General features: G+C 61.3%; 17 protein-coding genes. 9 read left to right on the plus strand and 8 right to left on the minus strand.

The window, feature by feature from the left end:
• Window positions 1-50 precede the first annotated feature (50 nt).
• A complete protein-coding gene (locus tag GIW79_RS13330) occupies window positions 51-1,205 on the minus strand; it encodes a DUF1624 domain-containing protein (RefSeq protein WP_236477374.1) in 1,155 nt (384 codons plus the stop codon).
• Window positions 1,206-1,276: 71 nt separating this feature from the next.
• Between GIW79_RS13330 and GIW79_RS13335 the strand changes: the two genes are divergently transcribed.
• Complete coding sequence (locus tag GIW79_RS13335) at window positions 1,277-1,819, plus strand: DUF924 family protein (RefSeq protein WP_236456228.1); 543 nt, start codon at window positions 1,277-1,279, stop codon at window positions 1,817-1,819.
• Here the strand turns inward: GIW79_RS13335 and GIW79_RS13340 are convergent.
• Complete coding sequence (locus tag GIW79_RS13340) at window positions 1,816-3,255, minus strand: lipase family protein (RefSeq protein ID WP_236456226.1); 1,440 nt, start codon at window positions 3,253-3,255, stop codon at window positions 1,816-1,818. The genes GIW79_RS13335 and GIW79_RS13340 overlap by 4 nt on opposite strands.
• A gap of 146 nt (window positions 3,256-3,401) precedes the next feature.
• On the opposite strand from GIW79_RS13340, the gene yfcF reads away from it, so the two are divergent.
• Window positions 3,402-4,034, plus strand: coding sequence for a glutathione transferase (yfcF, locus tag GIW79_RS13345; RefSeq protein ID WP_054897773.1), 633 nt, complete (start codon window positions 3,402-3,404; stop codon window positions 4,032-4,034).
• Here yfcF and GIW79_RS13350 read toward each other — a convergent pair.
• Window positions 3,993-4,277 (minus strand): hypothetical protein, encoded by a 285-nt coding sequence (locus GIW79_RS13350; RefSeq protein WP_034125707.1) that lies wholly within the window; start codon window positions 4,275-4,277, stop codon window positions 3,993-3,995. The two genes, yfcF and GIW79_RS13350, sit on opposite strands and share 42 nt — an antisense overlap.
• 137 nt (window positions 4,278-4,414) lie before the next feature.
• Here GIW79_RS13350 and GIW79_RS13355 point away from each other — a divergent pair, with 137 nt between their 5' ends.
• Both GIW79_RS13355 and GIW79_RS13360 read left to right on the plus strand, forming a co-directional pair.
• Window positions 4,415-5,059: a hypothetical protein gene (locus tag GIW79_RS13355; RefSeq protein WP_034125706.1), complete on the plus strand. Its 645-nt coding sequence runs from the start codon at window positions 4,415-4,417 to the stop codon at window positions 5,057-5,059.
• A 46-nt stretch (window positions 5,060-5,105) separates the two neighbouring features.
• Complete coding sequence (locus tag GIW79_RS13360) at window positions 5,106-5,447, plus strand: hypothetical protein (protein ID WP_034125705.1); 342 nt, start codon at window positions 5,106-5,108, stop codon at window positions 5,445-5,447.
• Window positions 5,448-5,618: 171 nt separating this feature from the next.
• Here the strand turns inward: GIW79_RS13360 and GIW79_RS13365 are convergent, their stop codons facing one another.
• Window positions 5,619-6,365, minus strand: a complete 747-nt coding sequence (locus tag GIW79_RS13365) for a creatininase family protein (RefSeq protein WP_020301789.1) — start codon at window positions 6,363-6,365, stop codon at window positions 5,619-5,621.
• A gap of 30 nt (window positions 6,366-6,395) precedes the next feature.
• A complete protein-coding gene (locus GIW79_RS13370) occupies window positions 6,396-7,124 on the minus strand; it encodes a murein L,D-transpeptidase catalytic domain family protein (protein ID WP_019817186.1) in 729 nt (242 codons plus the stop codon).
• A gap of 39 nt (window positions 7,125-7,163) precedes the next feature.
• Between GIW79_RS13370 and GIW79_RS13375 the strand changes: the two genes are divergently transcribed.
• On the plus strand, window positions 7,164-8,765 hold the full coding sequence (locus GIW79_RS13375; protein ID WP_072447781.1) for a L,D-transpeptidase family protein: 1,602 nt from the start codon (window positions 7,164-7,166) through the stop codon (window positions 8,763-8,765).
• A 123-nt stretch (window positions 8,766-8,888) separates the two neighbouring features.
• On the opposite strand, the gene GIW79_RS13380 is transcribed toward GIW79_RS13375, so the two are convergent.
• On the minus strand, window positions 8,889-10,280 hold the full coding sequence (locus GIW79_RS13380; protein WP_034125702.1) for a sensor histidine kinase: 1,392 nt from the start codon (window positions 10,278-10,280) through the stop codon (window positions 8,889-8,891).
• Window positions 10,258-10,941: a response regulator transcription factor gene (locus tag GIW79_RS13385; RefSeq protein WP_003191687.1), complete on the minus strand. Its 684-nt coding sequence runs from the start codon at window positions 10,939-10,941 to the stop codon at window positions 10,258-10,260. Before GIW79_RS13385 ends, GIW79_RS13380 begins: the two co-directional genes overlap by 23 nt.
• Window positions 10,942-11,316: 375 nt before the next feature.
• Between GIW79_RS13385 and GIW79_RS13390 the strand changes: the two genes are divergently transcribed.
• A complete protein-coding gene (locus GIW79_RS13390) occupies window positions 11,317-12,222 on the plus strand; it encodes a hypothetical protein (protein WP_054897777.1) in 906 nt (301 codons plus the stop codon).
• A 199-nt stretch (window positions 12,223-12,421) separates the two neighbouring features.
• Here the strand turns inward: GIW79_RS13390 and GIW79_RS13395 are convergent, their stop codons facing one another.
• Window positions 12,422-13,330, minus strand: coding sequence for a MurR/RpiR family transcriptional regulator (locus tag GIW79_RS13395; RefSeq protein WP_005787722.1), 909 nt, complete (start codon window positions 13,328-13,330; stop codon window positions 12,422-12,424).
• Window positions 13,331-13,614: 284 nt separating this feature from the next.
• Between GIW79_RS13395 and GIW79_RS13400 the strand changes: the two genes are divergently transcribed.
• The 3 genes from GIW79_RS13400 to iolB all read left to right on the plus strand — a co-directional run bounded on the left by GIW79_RS13400 (window position 13,615) and on the right by iolB (window position 17,380).
• On the plus strand, window positions 13,615-15,552 hold the full coding sequence (locus tag GIW79_RS13400; RefSeq protein ID WP_054897779.1) for a bifunctional 5-dehydro-2-deoxygluconokinase/5-dehydro-2-deoxyphosphogluconate aldolase: 1,938 nt from the start codon (window positions 13,615-13,617) through the stop codon (window positions 15,550-15,552).
• A gap of 148 nt (window positions 15,553-15,700) precedes the next feature.
• Window positions 15,701-16,588, plus strand: coding sequence for a myo-inosose-2 dehydratase (gene iolE, locus GIW79_RS13405; protein ID WP_236454854.1), 888 nt, complete (start codon window positions 15,701-15,703; stop codon window positions 16,586-16,588).
• A gap of 3 nt (window positions 16,589-16,591) precedes the next feature.
• Window positions 16,592-17,380 (plus strand): 5-deoxy-glucuronate isomerase, encoded by a 789-nt coding sequence (gene iolB / locus GIW79_RS13410; RefSeq protein ID WP_057977494.1) that lies wholly within the window; start codon window positions 16,592-16,594, stop codon window positions 17,378-17,380.
• Window positions 17,381-17,398 lie beyond the last annotated feature (18 nt).

Consider the following 17,398-nt stretch of genomic DNA (forward strand, 5'->3'; position numbering starts at 1 on the left):
CAAGCTCGCTCCTACAAGGGGAGGGGGCAATATTCGCCCCCTGCATCAGGTCAGAGGTATTTGAGCCACGCCAGATCCCGCCGCCGTGCTTTCAGGCCGGCGAACCAACGCGCGGGCAAGTACAGGGCAATCGGCAACAGCAGCGCTGCCAACCACACCGCACCGATATCGTCGAAGCCAAAGTAAGTGCCATGGTTGAGGCCAAACAGCGCAACGCAGGCTACATAGAGGATTTTCAATACATAGAGGTGCAACAGATAAAAGAACATCGGCGCCGCGCCGAACACCGCCAGCACGCCGATCCAGCGCTTATGCCCGGCGCGTTCAAACGCCAGCAGCAACAGCAAGCCAATCCCCAGGGTCAACGCCAGGAACAACAGCGAAGGCGGGTACTTGGTGATATTGAAAAAGCTCATCAGCGTCAGCACGCTGCTGTCATACGCCTGCCAAGGCTGCTCGCCATAGCCGTTGAGCGCTCGCAACAACCCAAAGCCCACCAACGCGCCCACCCCTGCGACCAGTAAATAACGCTGACGCACAGCCGGCAGCGTGGCATTGGCAAACCATGGCCCGAGGCCGTAACCCAGGGCAATCACACCGATCCATGGCAGCACCGGGTAGGTGGTGCGCAGGCGCAGGTTTTCAGAGACTTCAATCCAGGTGCGTTCATGCAGGATGGCCCACGGCACATGCAACATCGAACCCGGTGCGAAGTGCAGCCCATCGAGCAGGTTGTGCCCGGCGATAATCACCAGCGCCAAGCCGATCAGCCAGGCACGCGGTAGCCAGACCAACGCGGCGAGGGCGATCATGCTGATGCCGATGGCCCAGATCACTTGCATGTAGATCACGCTGGGCGGCAGTTGGAAGGTCCACGCGAAGTTGACCAGGGTGAATTCCAGCACCACCAGGAACAGCCCGCGCTTGAACAAGAATGCCGACACGTCGCGACGACCCTGATATTTCTGACCGTACAGCCAAGCCGACAATCCGGTGAGCAGCACAAACACCGGCGCACACAAGTGAGCCAGGGTGCGGCTGAAAAACAACGCAGGCTCGGTGCTGTCTATGCTCATGGGGTCGCTGACCTGGCGGTGCAGCAGGAAGGTTTCCCGCACGTGGTCCAGCAACATGAACAGGATCACCAGGCCGCGCAGGGCGTCGATGGATAGCAGGCGTTTGCGTAAAGTCATAGCGTCAGTCATAAGTTAAGGATCACACGCAGGCAAAATATTGACGTTATTCTATAACATTAAGCGAGGCGCTGATGACAAGCATGACCCCACACTCGGCCGAAGCTGTAATCGCGTTCTGGAAACAGGCGGGGCCCAAGCGTTGGTTCGCCAAGGACGAGGGGTTCGATAGGGACTTTCGCGATAGATTCAACGCGACTCATATGCAGGCTGCACGGCGTGAACTCGAAGGTTGGTTGACCACGGCGGATGGCGCGCTGGCGTTATTGATCCTGCTGGATCAGTACCCGCGCAACGCCTTTCGCGGCACGGCGCATATGTTCGCCACCGACCCGCTGGCGCGGTTTTATGCGCGAAAGATGGTGGACGCGGGATTGGATCAACAGGTTGAACCTCAGTTGCGCGCGTTCTGCTATTTGCCTTTTGAACATTCGGAAGACCCGCAGGACCAGCAACGCTCCCTGGCCCTGAACCAGCAGTTGGATGCCAGCACCTATCACTGGGCCAAGGAGCATGCCGACATCATCGAGCGGTTCGGGCGGTTTCCCCATCGTAATGGGGTGTTGGGCAGGGCGAGCACCGATGAAGAACTCGCCTTCCTCAAGGCCGGTGGCTTCGCCGGTTAGGCGTGTTCTGGCGCCAGGCTCTGCTGGGTGGCGACACGGCGAAACCGCCGCACGCCCTTGAGGTCTATCGCCCACCGCAACGCTTCAGTGGCTGAAGGACGCGGGCCTTGGGTGATCGCCTGTTCATCCTGGCCCAGTGCGTCGAGGTAACCCTGGGCACCGCCGCGTTCGCTCCAATAGTGAGTATGGCTGAGCCAGGACTTGGCCAGCCAGCCTTTGCCGTTGCCCACGGTCACCGGCAAGTCCAGCACGCCGCCGCCCATCACGGGCTTGACCGGGCCGCTGACGATGTCGCCGAACAGGCCGAAGGGGGCAGGGAAGTACAGGTTGGTCCAGCGCGTGACGGCAAAGGCTGCGGCGTGGTGCAGGTAGTGCGGGGTGAAGGGCTTTTGGCCGAGCATCAGCGGTTGGCGAGCGTTGTGGCCGTAGCCTTGGGTGTCTTCGGTCGGCGGGCAGGCCGGGGCTTCGCGGCGTTCCATGCGCTGTTTGAAGTCACTGACGCTGCGGCCCAGCAACAGGCTGGCGTGGGCCATCGGGCTGCCGACCGTGACTAGGTCGGTGATGCGCCAGGGGTTGCCCAGGCCGCGCTGTTCGGCAAAAGCTTCGGTCTGTTGCTGACGAAAATTCAACAGGCTGCTTAGGCTGCCGTCCAGCAAGGCGCCGGCTGCGGGCAGGGCCTCCTTGACCACCGGTTGCAGCGGTTCGCGGTTGGCATAACGGGCTGCCAGCTCACGGTTGCTGGGCGTCAGTTGGGTCAGTTTGTCGTGGTACTCATGCCAGAGGTAGCCGACGATGTCATAGGCAATCACGCTGCCCAAACTGTGGCCCACGACGATGATGCGCTCGTAGTCACCCTGATTGTGCAGAGCGCGCAGCAGGTCGACACCATCAGCACGGATCTGCTCGCGCACCATCACGTTTTGCGGGTTGGGGCTGAGGTAGCGTGCGGCGTCTCCCAGGTAGGCCAGCGCCGAATAGCGCAGCGCCAGTCCCATGGCCGCGAGCAGCAGGGGGATCAGCGCGAAGGGGTTGTCGCTGGGGGGCAATTGGCCCCAGGCCGTGGCCAATGTACCGCTGGCAACCAGCAGCAATAACACCAGCACCGTCCAGCGCGTGCTGCGCCAGATCGGCACGATGGCCTCGGGAATGTCGCGACGCGGGCGCTTGAAGATGTCCCACAGCCAGCCCAGCAGATGGCCGAACTTGGTGCCCTGCATCTTGTGGGCCCAGTAGTACTCATAGAAATCCGTCGAGGTACGGCCCGAGGCCTTCAGTACGCGCAGGTCGAAGTTGCGCGACAGCCGATCCGGCTTGCTCCAGTACAGAGGTGTGCCATCGGGGGTGTCCGTGGGGATCATCGCTTCGACAAAGCCGCGCAAGGTGTCCATTGGGCGCTGTTCGCCGATGCCGTGGATAACCACAACTGCTTGTTTCATGTGCTGTTCCTTCCTTGAAAATCAGCGTGAGCCATAATATTGCCACTAGCCGCGCTATTCCTGCCAGGAATGCCCCCATAAAAACCCTGCATTGTCTTTATCGGCCCTGATCTCGTAGCGTGATGCCTCACACCAGGAGATTGTCCATGAGCCAAGGCCCGCTGCACCTCTACGTTGATTCGCTGTTCACCAGCCCCTATGCCATGTCGGTGTTTGTCGCCTTGCGCGAAAAAGGCCTGGCGTTCGAGACCCTCACCCTGGACCTCGATGCCGGGCAGAACCAGGCGGCAGATTACGTCCAACGCTCCCTGACCCAGCGAGTGCCGACCCTGGTAGACGGTGATTTTGCGCTGTCGGAGTCTTCGGCCATCACCGAGTACCTGGACCAGGCCTACCCTGAGACCCGCGTGTACCCGGCGGATGTGCAGCAGCGGGCGAGGGCGCGACAGGTTCAAGCGTGGTTGCGCAGCGACCTGCTGCCGATTCGCCAGGAGCGCTCGACGCTGGTGGTGTTCTGCGGGCAGAAGAGGCCGCCGTTGTCAGCAGAGGCTCAAGCCGCCGCGACCAAGTTGATCACCGCGGCGCAAGCCTTGCTGGCGGATAACCGCGAGTACCTGTGCGGCCAGTGGTCGATTGCCGATGTGGACCTGGCGGTGATGCTCAATCGCCTGATCCTCAACGGTGACGCCATGCCAGCGCAGCTGGTGACCTACGCGCAACGCCAGTGGCAGCGGCCGTCAGTGCGCGAGTGGGTCGAGCTGCGACGGCCCGCGCTCTAGCTCTGCCTGCTGGGCAACGCGCCGGTCGAGGTCTTCCCAATCGGCCATGCCCAACACGCGCATGGTGTTCAAACCACGCAAGTAGCCGCGCAGTTGCTCGGCGCTGGCGCTGCCTTTTGCGGCGTCGGCGTGTGAGTCCAGCAGCACGGTTTCGTACTCGACCAGGTAGTCGGCGACTCGCTCGCGAAACTCTGGCAGGACTGCCTCGCGGATACGATCGAAGATTTTCTGGTAGGGCTTCATGGCGGGTCCTTATAGATTTTATGGGCGGCCTGACACTATCGGTTCAAATGATAGTCACCATCAAGGATCACAAGTTCTGTTTTTTCGCCAAACGCGCAGAATCTGCACATCGAGACGCAGCCCAAGGAAAATGCGCGATGAGGACGATTATCCAGTTGGCTTTGATGGCCCTGATGCTGGGCACCGCGGTCATGACCACCCCGGCGATGGCCGATGACGTGCGTACAGGCCATTTGCTGCCACTGGTGGGTAGCGTAGACTCTCTGCAGCGTGCCCAGTCGGTGGGGGTGTTGTTCAGCGAAAACACCCGCGACAACCTCAGCTACCTTGAACGCTACCACGCCATGGCGCTGAACGGCGCCAAGGATGCCCTGGATGGGCGGATTCGCGAGGCGTTCGTCAACAGCTCCGACCCGGAACTGGCGATCGACTGGTTGATGCACTCGTTGCAGGGCACTTTTTTCTCGGTGACGGTTTATAGCAGCCTGGATGCCCTGGTGCAGGCGCGCCCGGATGTGGTGGTGGTGCTCGATACCCATAACCAATTGCTGACCCAGCGTAATGACCGGGTCGAAGCACGCTTTGTCGCACGCTTCTACGACGCGAACCTGCAGTTTATCGCCAAGGCCGAAGGCTCGGTGGACAAGCACGTGCCGTCAGTGTGGGTGCACGACAAGGCGGCGCCGGAGATTGCTGCACTGATCGAGCAACAACGCGATGTACAGCAAGATGCCCTGAAGCAGTTCGATGCGTCGCTCAAGGCCCTGGTTCGCGCAGGTTGACCCGCGAATGGTTGTGAACCCTATTTGGTTATTTTCAGGAATGTTTATGCGCTCTTTCTTCGCCCCGGCCCTGGCTTGTGCTTCGTTATTGCTGACCGGCTGTATCACGGCGCCAAATGCCCCATCACTGACCCTGCAAACCAACAAGACCCCCGACGGCTATGTGCAATGCGTGTTGCCCAAGCTGGAAAAGCACGGCATCACCTCGACCGTCACCCAGAACTCGCGCCACGCCAAGGTGCTGCTGACCAGCAAGATTGCCGCCGATGATGTGCTGGAGGCCTACAAGTCCCAGGACGGCACCAAGGTCTTCCTGTACGAGCGCAAGCCGCTGGCTTCGGCGATCAAGCCATCGCGGCTGGAGCAGGCCGCACAGGATTGCAGATAAACCCAGGCACAACGCAAATCCAAAGGTGGGCGGGGGCAACTTCTGACACCCTGTAGGAGCGAGCTTGCTCGCGAAAGACGTCAACGGTAACGCGCGCCCCCTGAATAAACGCGGCGCCTATGATTTTTTCGCGAGCAAGCTCGCTCCTACAGGGTATTGGCCCCATTTGGATCAGGGTTTGGCTTCGTTGCTGAAGCTGTCGACAGTCTTGACCAATCCCTGCGCCGCCAATGCCACCAACTCACCGCCTTTCTCCACAGTAGCCAACGCCGGGTCCGAGCCCATGCGGCCGTCAGGGAAGCGCGCCCGGAAGTCCAGGGCCTCGCGGATCGGGCCGGTGTTGGCAATTCGTGGTGAGTAGTCGGCAGACTTGATCGCGTCCGGATACGCCCACTGCGTCACAGCAATTTCCGACGGCGTGGCGTGGCTGCCATGCCCGACCGGGAATTGACGCTGGGCCAGGTCAGTGACGCCTTCCAGGTCCCACCAGTTCACGAGCTTCAGCGCGAACCCGGCCGGGCGGCGGGCGAAGCTGGCTTCGGCGTACAGCTCGGAGAACGCCGCTTCAATCGTGGCGATGTTGCCGCCGTGGCCGTTCAGGAACAGGATCTTTTCGAAACCATGCCCGGCCAACGAGCGCACCCAGTCGCCAATTGCGGCGATAAAGGTGGAAGGGCGCAGGGAGATGGTGCCGGGAAAGCCCAGGTGGTGTTGAGCCATGCCGATATTGAAGGTCGGGCCGACCAGGATATCGGCGTGCTTCTGGGCGTGGTGGGCGATGATCTCCGGGCACATCCAGTCCGTGCCCAGCAGGCCGGTGGGGCCATGTTGCTCGTTGGAACCGATGGGAATCACCACCGTGCGGCTGCGTTCCAGGAACTGCCCGATTTCGATCCAGGTGGAGGTGTGTAGAAGCATGCGACGCTCTCTTTTATCTATGGGGACAGGCTATCCGCCACGGATTGTACGACTACTCGCCACCTGTTGGGGTTTGCAATTGAGGTAGGTCGACGACTTCAGCCAGCGCTGGTCGGGGTACCACGAAAACATGAACTGCCCGTCCTTGAGCTTGTCCACCACTTGACGGGCAACTTGCGGGCGCACGGCCGGGCAACCCTGGCTGCGGCCGATGCGGCCTTCGCGCTTGCTCCATAAGGGGCTGACGTAGTCGGCGGCATGAATCACGATGGCGCGGTCGCGGGCCTGGTCATTGAAACCGGGTTCCAGACCGTCCATGCGCAGCGAGTAGCCATGGGCGCCCAGGTAGCTTTCCTGGGTGCGGAACAAGCCCAGGCTCGACTGGTGGCTGCCCTCGAGGTTGGAGAACTGGGTGGCGAAGTTTTCCCCGGACTTGGCGCCGTGGGCCACCAGGTCGCGTAATACCAGGGTCTTTTTGCGCAGGTCGAAGATCCACAGGCGACGGGCGGTCGAGGGCTGGGAGTAGTCAATAACCGCTAGGCGATCGGAACGTTCCTCGCCGTTATTGACCGCGCACTGTACGGCGCTCAGGGCGCTTTTCAGCACGGTGGGATTGAGTTCTGGAGCCGAGCGCGCCAGGCTGCTATACAGGGAAGGAGAGGTGCCATTGGCGGCGAGCGCAACATTGCTCAATAAAGCCAGGCACCCAGTGATCAAGCCCAGGCTGGTTAGCCTGAGCAGGCGTATAAAAGTCAGCATCTACAGTCGAGTCCCCGCTGTGGAGTGGAGCTAAGTCAATTGTTCAAAAAACACGCATGTTACTTGAGCATTTGCCTGCTCGTTGCACCATTGGTCGCTACAGCCGAAACGCTGCCGTTGGAGCCATTGCCCGTCACCACCCCTGCACCGGTCGCGCTGGCGCCACTGCAACAGGCGTTGGCGCAGTTGACCAGTGTCTGCCCGCACCTTGCGCCGCGTATCGATGCTGCCGCGTTGGTGCGCCTGCAAGCCTTTTACCAGCAGCAGGGCGATGCCCCGCTATGGTCGGCTGACGAACGCCGGCAAGCCTTGCACAGCCAGTTGCTGATGCTTGCCGACGATGGCCTGGACCCCACCCACTATAGCTTGCCTGCGGCGGATGCCACGGCCAACGTGCTGTGCAGCGATATCGCCAACAGCCAGCAGTACCTGCAAGCCCTGCAGGATTTGCATTACGGGCGTCTACAGCAATCGCGCTTTGAGCCTCTATGGCATTCACAGCCGCCCAGTGGCGATCCTAATGCCGAGGTACTGGCGTTCGCCGCCACCGGCCTGCAAGACATGGCCCAAGCCTTCGATCAGGCGCGGCCCAGCGCTGATTTGTATCGCAGCCTGCGCAATGCCTACGCCGGCGTGCGCCAGCAACCGCTGCCCCATTGGGACCCGGTCGCCGAGGGCGCGTTGTTGCGCCCGGGGATGAACGACCCCCGCGTGCCGGAACTGGCGCGGCGCCTGCACAGCGGTGGCTACCTGGCCCAGTTGCCCAGTGGCAACGGCAAGCAATACCAGGGCGAACTGGTCAAAGCGGTGAAAGCGTTTCAGCTCAGCCACTCGTTGCAGGCCGACGGCGTGGTCGGCGCCGGCACCGTGGCCGAACTCAATATCAGCCCGGCGGTGCGTCGTGAACAGCTGCGCATCAACCTGGAGCGCTTCCGCTGGCTGGCCCAGGACCTGGAGCCTGAAGGCGTCGTGGTCAATGTGGCCGCCGCGCAGCTGAGCGTGTATCAGAGCGGCATCCCGGTGTGGCAAACCCGCCTGCAAGTGGGCCGGGCCGAACGCCAGACGCCATTGCTCAAGTCGCGCATCACCCGGCTGACCCTCAACCCCACCTGGACCATCCCGCCGACCATCATGCGCGAGGACAAACTGCCCGCCATCCGCCTCAACCCTGAATACCTGCGCCAGCAGAACCTGCAGGTGCTCGACGCCGAAGGTCACCCATTGACCCCCGACCAAGTCGACTGGGCACGCCCCGGCAATATCCTGCTGCGCCAGCAGGCCGGCCCGCGTAATCCGCTGGGCAAGATTGTGATGCGCTTTCCCAATCCGTATTCGGTGTACCTGCATGACACCCCCAGCCAGCCCTTGTTCACCAAGGGCCCACGGGCGTTCAGTTCGGGATGCGTGCGGGTCGAGCAACCGTTGTTATTGCGCGATCTGCTCGTAACGCCCGCCGAACGCACCCGCACCGATGAGCTGCTGGCGACCGGCGAAACCCATGAATTCAGGCTGGCCACGCCGGTACCGGTGCTGTTGGGGTATTGGACGGTAGAAGTGGATCGCCAGGGCGAGTTGGTGTACGCGCCGGATATTTATGCGCGTGACCCGGTGTTGATCAAGGCCATGGGCAGCGTGTTATAGCGTCAGATGGCTTGATATGAATGTAGGAGCGAGCTTGCTCGCGAAAAACGCCAACGATAACGCGTGCTTCCTGAATGAACGCGGCGTCTGTGAGTTTTTCGCGAGCAAGCTCGCTCCTACGTTCTATTCCGGCATCAGTTGCTGGCGGCATTCCAGCACCAGGCGGGCGCCGCCCAACTCACTGGTGCCGACCTCCAGCTTGAAGCCATGCAAGTTGATGATCGCCGCCACAATCGACAGGCCCAGCCCAAAGCCGCCTTGCTGATCACTCTCATCGACCCGATAGAAACGCTGGAACACCGACGCGCGCTCGGCGGCTGGAATGCCTGGCCCGGAGTCGAGCACTTCGATGCGCGTACTCCCAAGGTCGTTGACTGCTCGCAGGATCACCTTGCCATTGGGCGGGGTGAACTTGATCGAGTTACTCAGCAGGTTGGCCAGGGCTTCAAACAACAGCGCACGGTCACCGGTAATCCACGGCAGTGAGTCAGGCGCCTGCAGCACCAACTCCAGTTCGCCTTCTTCGGCCAGGGGCAGGTAGAAATCATGCAGTTCGCGCAGCAACGGCAGCGGGTCCAGCACCAGGAAGCCTGAGCGACGCTGATGGTCTTCCAGTTCCGAGATGCGCAGCAACCCGCGAAAACGCGCCATCAGCGTGTCGGTTTCGGCGATGGCGTCATCGAGTTTTACCGCGTGGGCCGAGTCTTCCTCGGCTTGTTGCTTGATGCGGTAAAGCTGGGCGCGCAAGCGAGTGAGCGGGGTGCGCAGGTCGTGGGCGATGTTGTCGCACACGCCCTTGACCTCGTTCATCAGTTTTTCGATGCGGTCGAGCATGGCATTGACGATGGCGGCGAGCATGTCCAGCTCGTCGCGCCGGTTGGACAGCGGCAACCGGTGCGTGAGGTCGCCGGCGACGATGGCCTCGGCGCTGGCCTGGATCCCGCGAATGCGCCGCAACGGGCGGCGGCGCAGCAGGTGCCAGCCGGCAGCGCCAGGAATGATGGTCAAGGACAGCGCCCACAGCAGGGCGTGCCAGATAATCCGCGTTACCCCGAACAACGAGCCGTTGGCGCGTACCAACACCAGCCAGCGGCCGTCTTCGGTGTGGGTGGCCACGGCGTCGCAGCTGTCCTTGGGCAGTTTGGGGTCATCGGATTGCACGCAATTGGTCAGGGCGTAAATCTTGCCATCCAGCGGCAGGTCGGGTGGTACGGCGCGGATCGGCCCGCTCAAGGGGCGAAATTGCTCATCGAACAGGCCATAGGCGTCAACACCCTTCATGTCGAAGGTCATGCTGGTGGTCAGCGCTTCCACCAGTTCTTCGCCGTCGAAACGCTGGAAAAGATGCTGGCGCTGCAACAGGGAATGGCGCGACAAGTCGCTGAGGTAGCCTGAGACCTCGTAGTACAGCACCCCCATGAGGATGCAACTCCACGCCACGAACAACGAACTGTACAGCGCCAGCAAGCGGCTGCTGGAAGAGCGCCAGCCTTTAGAGGGGTTCAGCAATGACATAGCCCGAGCCTCGTACCGTGCGGATCAGCGGCGTGAGGCCCGGTGGGTCGATTTTCTTGCGCAGACGGCCGATGTGCACGTCGATCAGGTTGGTGCCGGGGTCGAAGTGATAGCCCCAGACTTCCTCGAAAATCATCATCCGCGACAGGATCTGCCCGGTGTTGCGCATCAGGAATTCCAGCAGTTTGTATTCAGTGGGCAGCAGCGTCAGCGGCTGGTCGGCCCGGCTGGCTTCGCGGCTGATCAGGTTCAGTTCCAGGTCGGCCACGCGCAGAGCGGTTTCGAATTCCTGAACGGTGCTTTTACGCCGCAGCAGCACCTCGACACGGGCGGCCATTTCATCCGAGGCGAACGGCTTGGTCAGGTAGTCATCACCGCCGGCACGCAGGCCGCGCACGCGCTCGTCGACATCGGAGAGGGCGCTGATCATCAGGATCGGCGTAGACACCCCAATGGTGCGCAACGTGGTGACGATGGCCAGGCCATCCAGCTCGGGCAGCATGCGGTCGAGGGTGATCAGGTCGTAATCCCCACTCACGGCACGGACCAGGCCCTCGCGGCCGTTGTCCACCCAATCTACGTCCAGTCCATGGCTACTCAGCTCGGCGACAATCTCGCGGGCCGTTACGGCGTCATCCTCGATGGTCAAAATGCGGGTCATAGGATTACCTGGTGAGCGTTCACACTAGAAGTGACGACATTTTGCCAAGAAGTTGCTGAATGTTTCCTAAATAAAACTTCATCTTCTTCAAACCGACATCGCCCTGTGGGAGCTGGCTTGCCTGCGATGGCGGCTTACCTGCTGGCATATTCGTTGGCGGTCATGCCGCTATCGCAGGCAAGCCAGCTCCCACAGGGGAGTGCATTACGCCCGCCTAATATCGCCGTTTATTGCAACCTGCATGATCTGGCTAAGTTCAATTTAAATAAATCATTGAAATTAAAGGAATTTAATTTTAATCGCCGCTGGCACGCTGCCTGCACTGTCCGTTTTGAAACTTGTAACATCATTTTTCGTGCCTGGAGCAAAACAACAATGATCACATCCTCAACCACGCTGCAAGAGTCAAGCACGCTCTCCGGGGTTTCCTGGGGGGCGATTTTCGCCGGTGCCGCTGCGGCGGCTGCACTGTCATTGATCTTGGTATTGCTGGGCTTCGGCCTGGGCTTTTCGGCGGTGTCGCCTTGGGCTGACAGCGGTATCAGCGCCAAGGGCCTTGGCATTTCCACAATTGTCTGGCTAGCGTTCACCCAGATCGTTGCTTCGGGCCTGGGCGGTTACATCGCCGGTCGTTTGCGGGTGAAGTGGGCCAATATGCACGGGGACGAGGTGTACTTTCGCGACACCGCCCATGGCTTCCTGGCGTGGGCAGTGGCCACATTGATCACGGCGATGCTGGTGGTCGGCTCGGTCAGCAGTGTGGTCAGCGGCGGCGTGAAAGCTGGCGCCAGCGTGGCATCGGGCGCCGCCAGCGGCCTCACCCAAGCTGCTGGCAGCGCGGCAAAAGGTGCCGACAGTGGTGACTTCGGTTATTACGTCGACAGCCTGTTCCGCGATGATCGCCCAGCGGCGGTCAGCGATGATGCAGCCCACGCCGTGGTCGGTCGTATCCTGACGCGTACGTTGAGCAACGACGGCCAACTGGCAGCGGAAGATCGCGCCTACCTGGCCCAACTGATCAGCCAGCGCACCAACCTTAGCCAGGCCGATGCCGAAGCCCGTATCGACAAGGTCTATGGCGACGCGCGCAAGGCCGTTGAAGACGCCAAGCTCAAAGCCAAACAAGCCGCTGACACCGCTGCGAAAGTAGCGGCCTACACCTCGCTGTGGACCTTCGTGGCCCTGCTCATCGGTGCGTTCTTCGCCAGCTTCGCCGCCACCTTCGGCGGTCGCCGCCGGGATGCCGTGGTGTATGTCGAAACCGAAAACTACGTTCGTTAATTCAAGGAGAACATGATGCGCTCATTACTGCTGTGGTTCCTCGGCGTGCCGATTCCGGTGATCATCCTGATCGCGATTTTCATGCACTAATTGTAGGAGCGAGCTTGCTCGCGAAGAACTGCTGGGCGCCGCGTTCATTCAAAATGGCCGCGGCGTTCTTGCGTTTTTCGCGAGCAAGCTCGCTCCTACAGTTGGAGGTTCAGTCGTCGAACCCGACCTGTTCGTGAATCTCATCCACCTTGAGTTCCAACCGATACGCCACCGCAATAAACAGCGCCTGGCACAGGCACAGCGTGGCGCTCAGCGAGCGGAAAGCAAACGAGGAACCTTCATTGACCAACAACACCGCATTCGCCCGCTTGGCCAGGGGCGACAGGTTGCTGTCGGTGATGATCAGGGTCTTGGCCTGGTGATGCTGCGCGATGCGCAGGCAGTGCTGGGTCTCTTTGCCGTAGGGCGTGAAGCTGATGGCTATCACCAGGTCATTGGCGCGCACGCTGCGCATCTGCTCGCGATAACTGCCGCCTAGCCCCGAGATCAGGTGGATGCGCTTGTTGGTGTGCTGCAGGTTGTAGACCAGGTAGTCGGCCACCGCAAAGGAGCGGCGCACGCCGACCACGTAGATGTTGTCGGCATTGACTACCAGGTCCACGGCTTTCTCGAAGGCAGCGTCGTCCAACTCCAGCCCCAAGCGTTCGATGCCCGACAGGGTGGCGTTGACGCACTCGCGCGCCAGGTCGCCGCCGCTGGCCTTCTGGGACTTGTTGGCGATCATGCTGCGAATGCGCTGCTGGTAGTTTTGCACCGGCGTAGTCTTGTGCGTATACGCCTCGCGAAACAGCGCCTGCATCTCACTGAACCCGCTGAAACCGAAGCGCTGGGAAAACCGCACGATGGCCGAAGGGTGCACTTCGCATTCCCGGGCGATGTCGCTGATCCGGTCGACCATGATCCGGTCACTCTGCTGACTCATGTAGCTGGCGATACGCTTGAGCTGGCGCGGCAGGCTCTCGTATTCGTCGGTGATCAGCTGCAACAGGCGTTCGGCATTGATCGGAGGGCTGGCGACAGTTTCTTCCAGGGTGGTCTCGGGATCGGTGCGGGACATGGGCAATCCTTCTGGCGTGTTCGTCTGATGCGCTGATAGGTGGCGCAAGTCTACAGGGTAGGCGCAAAAAAATACCCCGGCATCACGGCCCGCGTGGCCTGCTGAAACGATGCATGGGCGCTGGAGTGCCGCTATCCTGAGGTATTGGAAAAAATATTCCACTAAAAATAATTATGGAATAAATATTGATTGCTGCCAGCGGACGTTCTAGTCTGCTCCCACCAAGAGCGTTTGCCGTCGCCACGGCGGCACAACGCAGGCTGATAAAAATAACAGGAGCCAGCATGGGCCAGACTCGTTTTGCCAGTGGGCGTCAATTGGATCTGATTTGCCTCGGGCGCCTGGGCGTCGATCTCTATGCGCAGCAAGTCGGTGCGCGGCTTGAGGATGTGTCCAGCTTCGCCAAGTATCTGGGCGGTTCTTCCGCCAATATCGCTTTCGGCACGGCCAGGCTTGGGCTCAAGTCGGCGATGCTGAGCAGGGTGGGTGATGACCATATGGGCCGTTTCCTGGTGGAATCCCTGGCCCGTGAAGGCTGTGATGTCAGCGGCATCAAGGTCGACCCGGAGCGCCTCACCGCCCTGGTGCTGCTGGGCCTCAAGGACCGCGAAACCTTCCCTCTGGTGTTCTACCGCGAAAACTGCGCCGACATGGCCCTGCGCGCCGAAGACATCAGCGAAGCCTTTATCGCCTCCAGCAAAGCGTTGTTGATCACCGGTACGCATTTCTCCACCGACGGCGTGTACAAGGCCAGCCTCCAGGCCCTGGATTACGCGGCCAGGCACAACGTCAAGCGCGTGCTGGACATCGACTACCGCCCCGTGTTGTGGGGCCTGGCCGGCAAGGCCGATGGCGAAACCCGTTTCGTCGCCGACCAGAATGTCAGCCAGCATGTGCAGAAGATCCTGCCGCGTTTCGACCTGATCGTCGGCACCGAAGAGGAATTCCTGATTGCCGGCGGCGGTGAAGACCTGCTCACCGCCCTGCGCACCGTGCGTGAACTGACCCCGGCCACCCTGGTGGTCAAGCTCGGCCCCCAGGGCTGCACGGTGATCCACGGCGCAATCCCGGCGCGCCTGGAAGACGGGGCCATCTATCCTGGCGTGCGGGTTGAAGTGCTCAACGTGCTGGGCGCAGGCGATGCTTTTATGTCGGGCTTTCTCAGCGGCTGGATCAATGACGCCAGCGATGAGCGTTGCAGCCAGTTGGCCAATGCCTGTGGCGGCCTGGTGGTATCGCGCCACGCCTGTGCGCCAGCGATGCCGACCCCCGCCGAACTCGATTACCTGTTCAACAGCCCCGTGCCCATCACCCGGCCGGACCAGGACGTGACCCTGCAACGCCTGCACCGTGTCACGGTGCCGCGCAAAGCCTGGAAGCAACTGTTCGTCTTTGCCTTCGACCACCGCTGGCAATTGGTGGAGCTGGCGCAAAAAGGCGGCCAGGCCCCTGAGCGTATCAGCGACATCAAGCAGTTGTTTATCCAGGCCATCGAACGCGTGGAGCGCAAACTCAGCGAGCAGGGCGTCGAGGCGGATGTGGGCCTGCTCGCCGACCAACGCTTTGGCCAGGATGCACTCAACGCCGCCAGCGGTCGCGGCTGGTGGATCGCTCGCCCGGTGGAAGTGCAGAACTCGCGGCCCCTGGCGTTCGAGCACGGGCGTTCGATCGGCAGCAACCTGATTGCCTGGCCCCAGGAACACATCATCAAGTGCCTGGTGCAGTTTCACCCCGATGACGAGCCGATGCTGCGCCTGGAACAGGAAGCGCAACTCAAGGCGGTGTACGAGGCGTCGCTGGTCAGTGGCCACGAACTGCTGCTGGAAGTCATCCCACCCAAGGATCACCCGTCCACCTACCCGGACGTGCTCTACCGCAGCCTTAAACGCCTGTACAACCTTGGCATTTACCCGGCCTGGTGGAAGATCGAAACCCAATCGGCCGAAGACTGGAAAAAGCTCGACGAACTGATCCAGGAACGCGACCCCTACTGCCGTGGCGTGGTGTTGCTGGGCCTGAATGCTTCCCCCGAGTTTCTCGCCGATGGCTTCAAGCAAGCCAGCCAGAGCAGCACCTGCCGTGGGTTTGCCGTGGGCCGCACGATCTTCCACGAGCCGAGCCGGGCGTGGATGGCGGGGGAGATTGATGATGAAACGCTGATCCAGCAGGTGCAGGCGACCTTCGAACAGCTCATCAATGCCTGGCTCAGCGCCCGACAGTAAATACGATCAAATGTGGGAGCTGGCTTGCCTGCGATAGCAATCTATCCGTTGCAAATGTATTGCCTGACACACTGCTATCGCAGGCAAGCCAGCTCCCACACAAAGCAGATCCCAGTGAATTCTGAAGATAAAAACAAAAGGTGCAGCCATGCCCGCAATCCGAATTGGCATCAACCCGATCTCCTGGAGCAACGACGACCTCCCGGCCCTCGGCGGTGAGACCCCGCTGAGCACGGCCCTGAGCGAAGGCAAGGACATCGGCTACGAAGGTTTTGAACTCAACGGCAAATTCCCCAAGGATGCCAAGGGCGTCGCTGACGTGCTGCGTCCTTATGACCTGGCGCTGGTGTCCGGTTGGTACTCCAGCCGTCTGGCCCACCGTTCGGTGGCTGAAGAAATCGAGGCGATTGCCGCCCATGTCGAACTACTCAAACACAACGGCGCCTCGGTACTGGTATACGGCGAAGTGGCTGACTCGATCCAGGGCTCGCGCATCCGCCTGATCGAGCGCCCGCGTTTTCACAGTGAACAGGCTTGGCAGGCTTACGCCGACAAGCTTACCGAGCTGGCGCGTTTCACCCTGTCCCAGGGCGTGCGCCTGGCCTATCACCACCATATGGGCGCGTACGTCGAATCCCCCGAGGACATCGACCAGTTGATGAAACGCACGGGCCCGGAAGTCGGCTTGCTGTTCGATTCGGGCCACTGCTACATGGGCGGCGGCGAACCCATCGAGGTGCTGCGCAAGCATATCGAGCGCGTCTGCCATGTGCATTTCAAGGATGTACGCAAACCCGTGGTGCAACTGGCGCGTAACCAGATGTGGAGCTTCCCGGACTGCATCGTCAACGGCACCTTTACCGTGCCCGGCGATGGTGATATCGACTTCGCACCGTTGCTGGATGTGTTGCTCGCGGCGAACTACAAGGGCTGGCTGGTGGTGGAAGCCGAGCAGGACCCGGCCGTGGCGCCCAGCTATATCTACGCGAAGAAGGGTTACGACACCCTGCGTGCGCTTCTCAACCAGAGGACTTGAGTGATGAGCTTGTTGGTCAAAAGCAGCAAACGCGGGCAAACCATGGTTGCCCTGGAGGCGGGTCGCCTGGAGTACGTAGGCTTTGCCGCGTACCGCCTGAGTCTGGGTGAAACCCTGCCGGTCAGTGCGGGCGATCAGGAACTGTGCCTGGTGCTGCTCAGCGGTCGGGTGAATATTGAAGGCGAAGGCTTCAATTGGCAGAACCTGGGGGATCGCCAGTCGGTGTTCGAAGACAAGTCACCGTTCGCCGCCTATTTGCCGCCGGGCACTGGCGCCCGAGTCACGGCCCTGAGCGATGTGCAAATTGCCGTCTGTGCAGCGCCGGGTGCTACGGGTTTTGCCCCGCGCTTGATCCGCCCCGAGCAGTGCAAGCGCAGTGTGCGCGGCAAAGGCGCCAACACTCGCTACGTCTGCGATATCCTGCCTGACAGCGAGCCGGCCCATTCGCTGCTGGTGGTGGAAGTGCGCACGCCGTCGGGGCATTCCTCCAGCTACCCGCCGCACAAGCACGACACCGACGACCTGCCGCACCAGAGCTTTCTGGAAGAGACCTACTACCACCAGGTCAACCCGCCCCAGGGCTTCGTGTTCCAGCGCGTGTACACCGATGATCGCAGCATCGACCAGGCCATGGCCGTGGAAAACAGTGACCTGGTGGTGGTGCCCAAGGGCTATCACCCGGTCAGCGTGCCGTATGGCTACGAGTCTTATTACCTGAACGTGATGGCCGGCCCCAAGCGCGCCTGGCATTTCCATAACGACCCGCAGCACAGCTGGCTGCTGGACCTGTAAACGGTGTTGCACGGAGAA

The sequence above is a fragment of the Pseudomonas sp. PA-7-1E genome (assembly GCF_021605325.1).
Lineage (GTDB): Bacteria > Pseudomonadota > Gammaproteobacteria > Pseudomonadales > Pseudomonadaceae > Aquipseudomonas > Aquipseudomonas fluorescens_BV.

Excerpts from the sequence above, each read along its gene's own strand:
- GIW79_RS13330 (WP_236477374.1), bottom strand. The coding sequence starts at position 1,205 with ATGACTGACGCTATGACTTTACGCAAACGCCTGCTATCCATCGACGCC.
- GIW79_RS13335 (WP_236456228.1), top strand. The coding sequence starts at position 1,277 with ATGACCCCACACTCGGCCGAAGCTGTAATCGCGTTCTGGAAACAGGCG.
- GIW79_RS13340 (WP_236456226.1), bottom strand. The coding sequence starts at position 3,255 with ATGAAACAAGCAGTTGTGGTTATCCACGGCATCGGCGAACAGCGCCCA.
- yfcF (WP_054897773.1), top strand. The coding sequence starts at position 3,402 with ATGAGCCAAGGCCCGCTGCACCTCTACGTTGATTCGCTGTTCACCAGC.
- GIW79_RS13350 (WP_034125707.1), bottom strand. The coding sequence starts at position 4,277 with ATGAAGCCCTACCAGAAAATCTTCGATCGTATCCGCGAGGCAGTCCTG.
- GIW79_RS13355 (WP_034125706.1), top strand. The coding sequence starts at position 4,415 with ATGAGGACGATTATCCAGTTGGCTTTGATGGCCCTGATGCTGGGCACC.
- GIW79_RS13360 (WP_034125705.1), top strand. The coding sequence starts at position 5,106 with ATGCGCTCTTTCTTCGCCCCGGCCCTGGCTTGTGCTTCGTTATTGCTG.
- GIW79_RS13365 (WP_020301789.1), bottom strand. The coding sequence starts at position 6,365 with ATGCTTCTACACACCTCCACCTGGATCGAAATCGGGCAGTTCCTGGAA.
- GIW79_RS13370 (WP_019817186.1), bottom strand. The coding sequence starts at position 7,124 with ATGCTGACTTTTATACGCCTGCTCAGGCTAACCAGCCTGGGCTTGATC.
- GIW79_RS13380 (WP_034125702.1), bottom strand. The coding sequence starts at position 10,280 with ATGTCATTGCTGAACCCCTCTAAAGGCTGGCGCTCTTCCAGCAGCCGC.
- GIW79_RS13385 (WP_003191687.1), bottom strand. The coding sequence starts at position 10,941 with ATGACCCGCATTTTGACCATCGAGGATGACGCCGTAACGGCCCGCGAG.
- GIW79_RS13390 (WP_054897777.1), top strand. The coding sequence starts at position 11,317 with ATGATCACATCCTCAACCACGCTGCAAGAGTCAAGCACGCTCTCCGGG.
- GIW79_RS13395 (WP_005787722.1), bottom strand. The coding sequence starts at position 13,330 with ATGTCCCGCACCGATCCCGAGACCACCCTGGAAGAAACTGTCGCCAGC.
- GIW79_RS13400 (WP_054897779.1), top strand. The coding sequence starts at position 13,615 with ATGGGCCAGACTCGTTTTGCCAGTGGGCGTCAATTGGATCTGATTTGC.
- iolE (WP_236454854.1), top strand. The coding sequence starts at position 15,701 with ATGCCCGCAATCCGAATTGGCATCAACCCGATCTCCTGGAGCAACGAC.
- iolB (WP_057977494.1), top strand. The coding sequence starts at position 16,592 with ATGAGCTTGTTGGTCAAAAGCAGCAAACGCGGGCAAACCATGGTTGCC.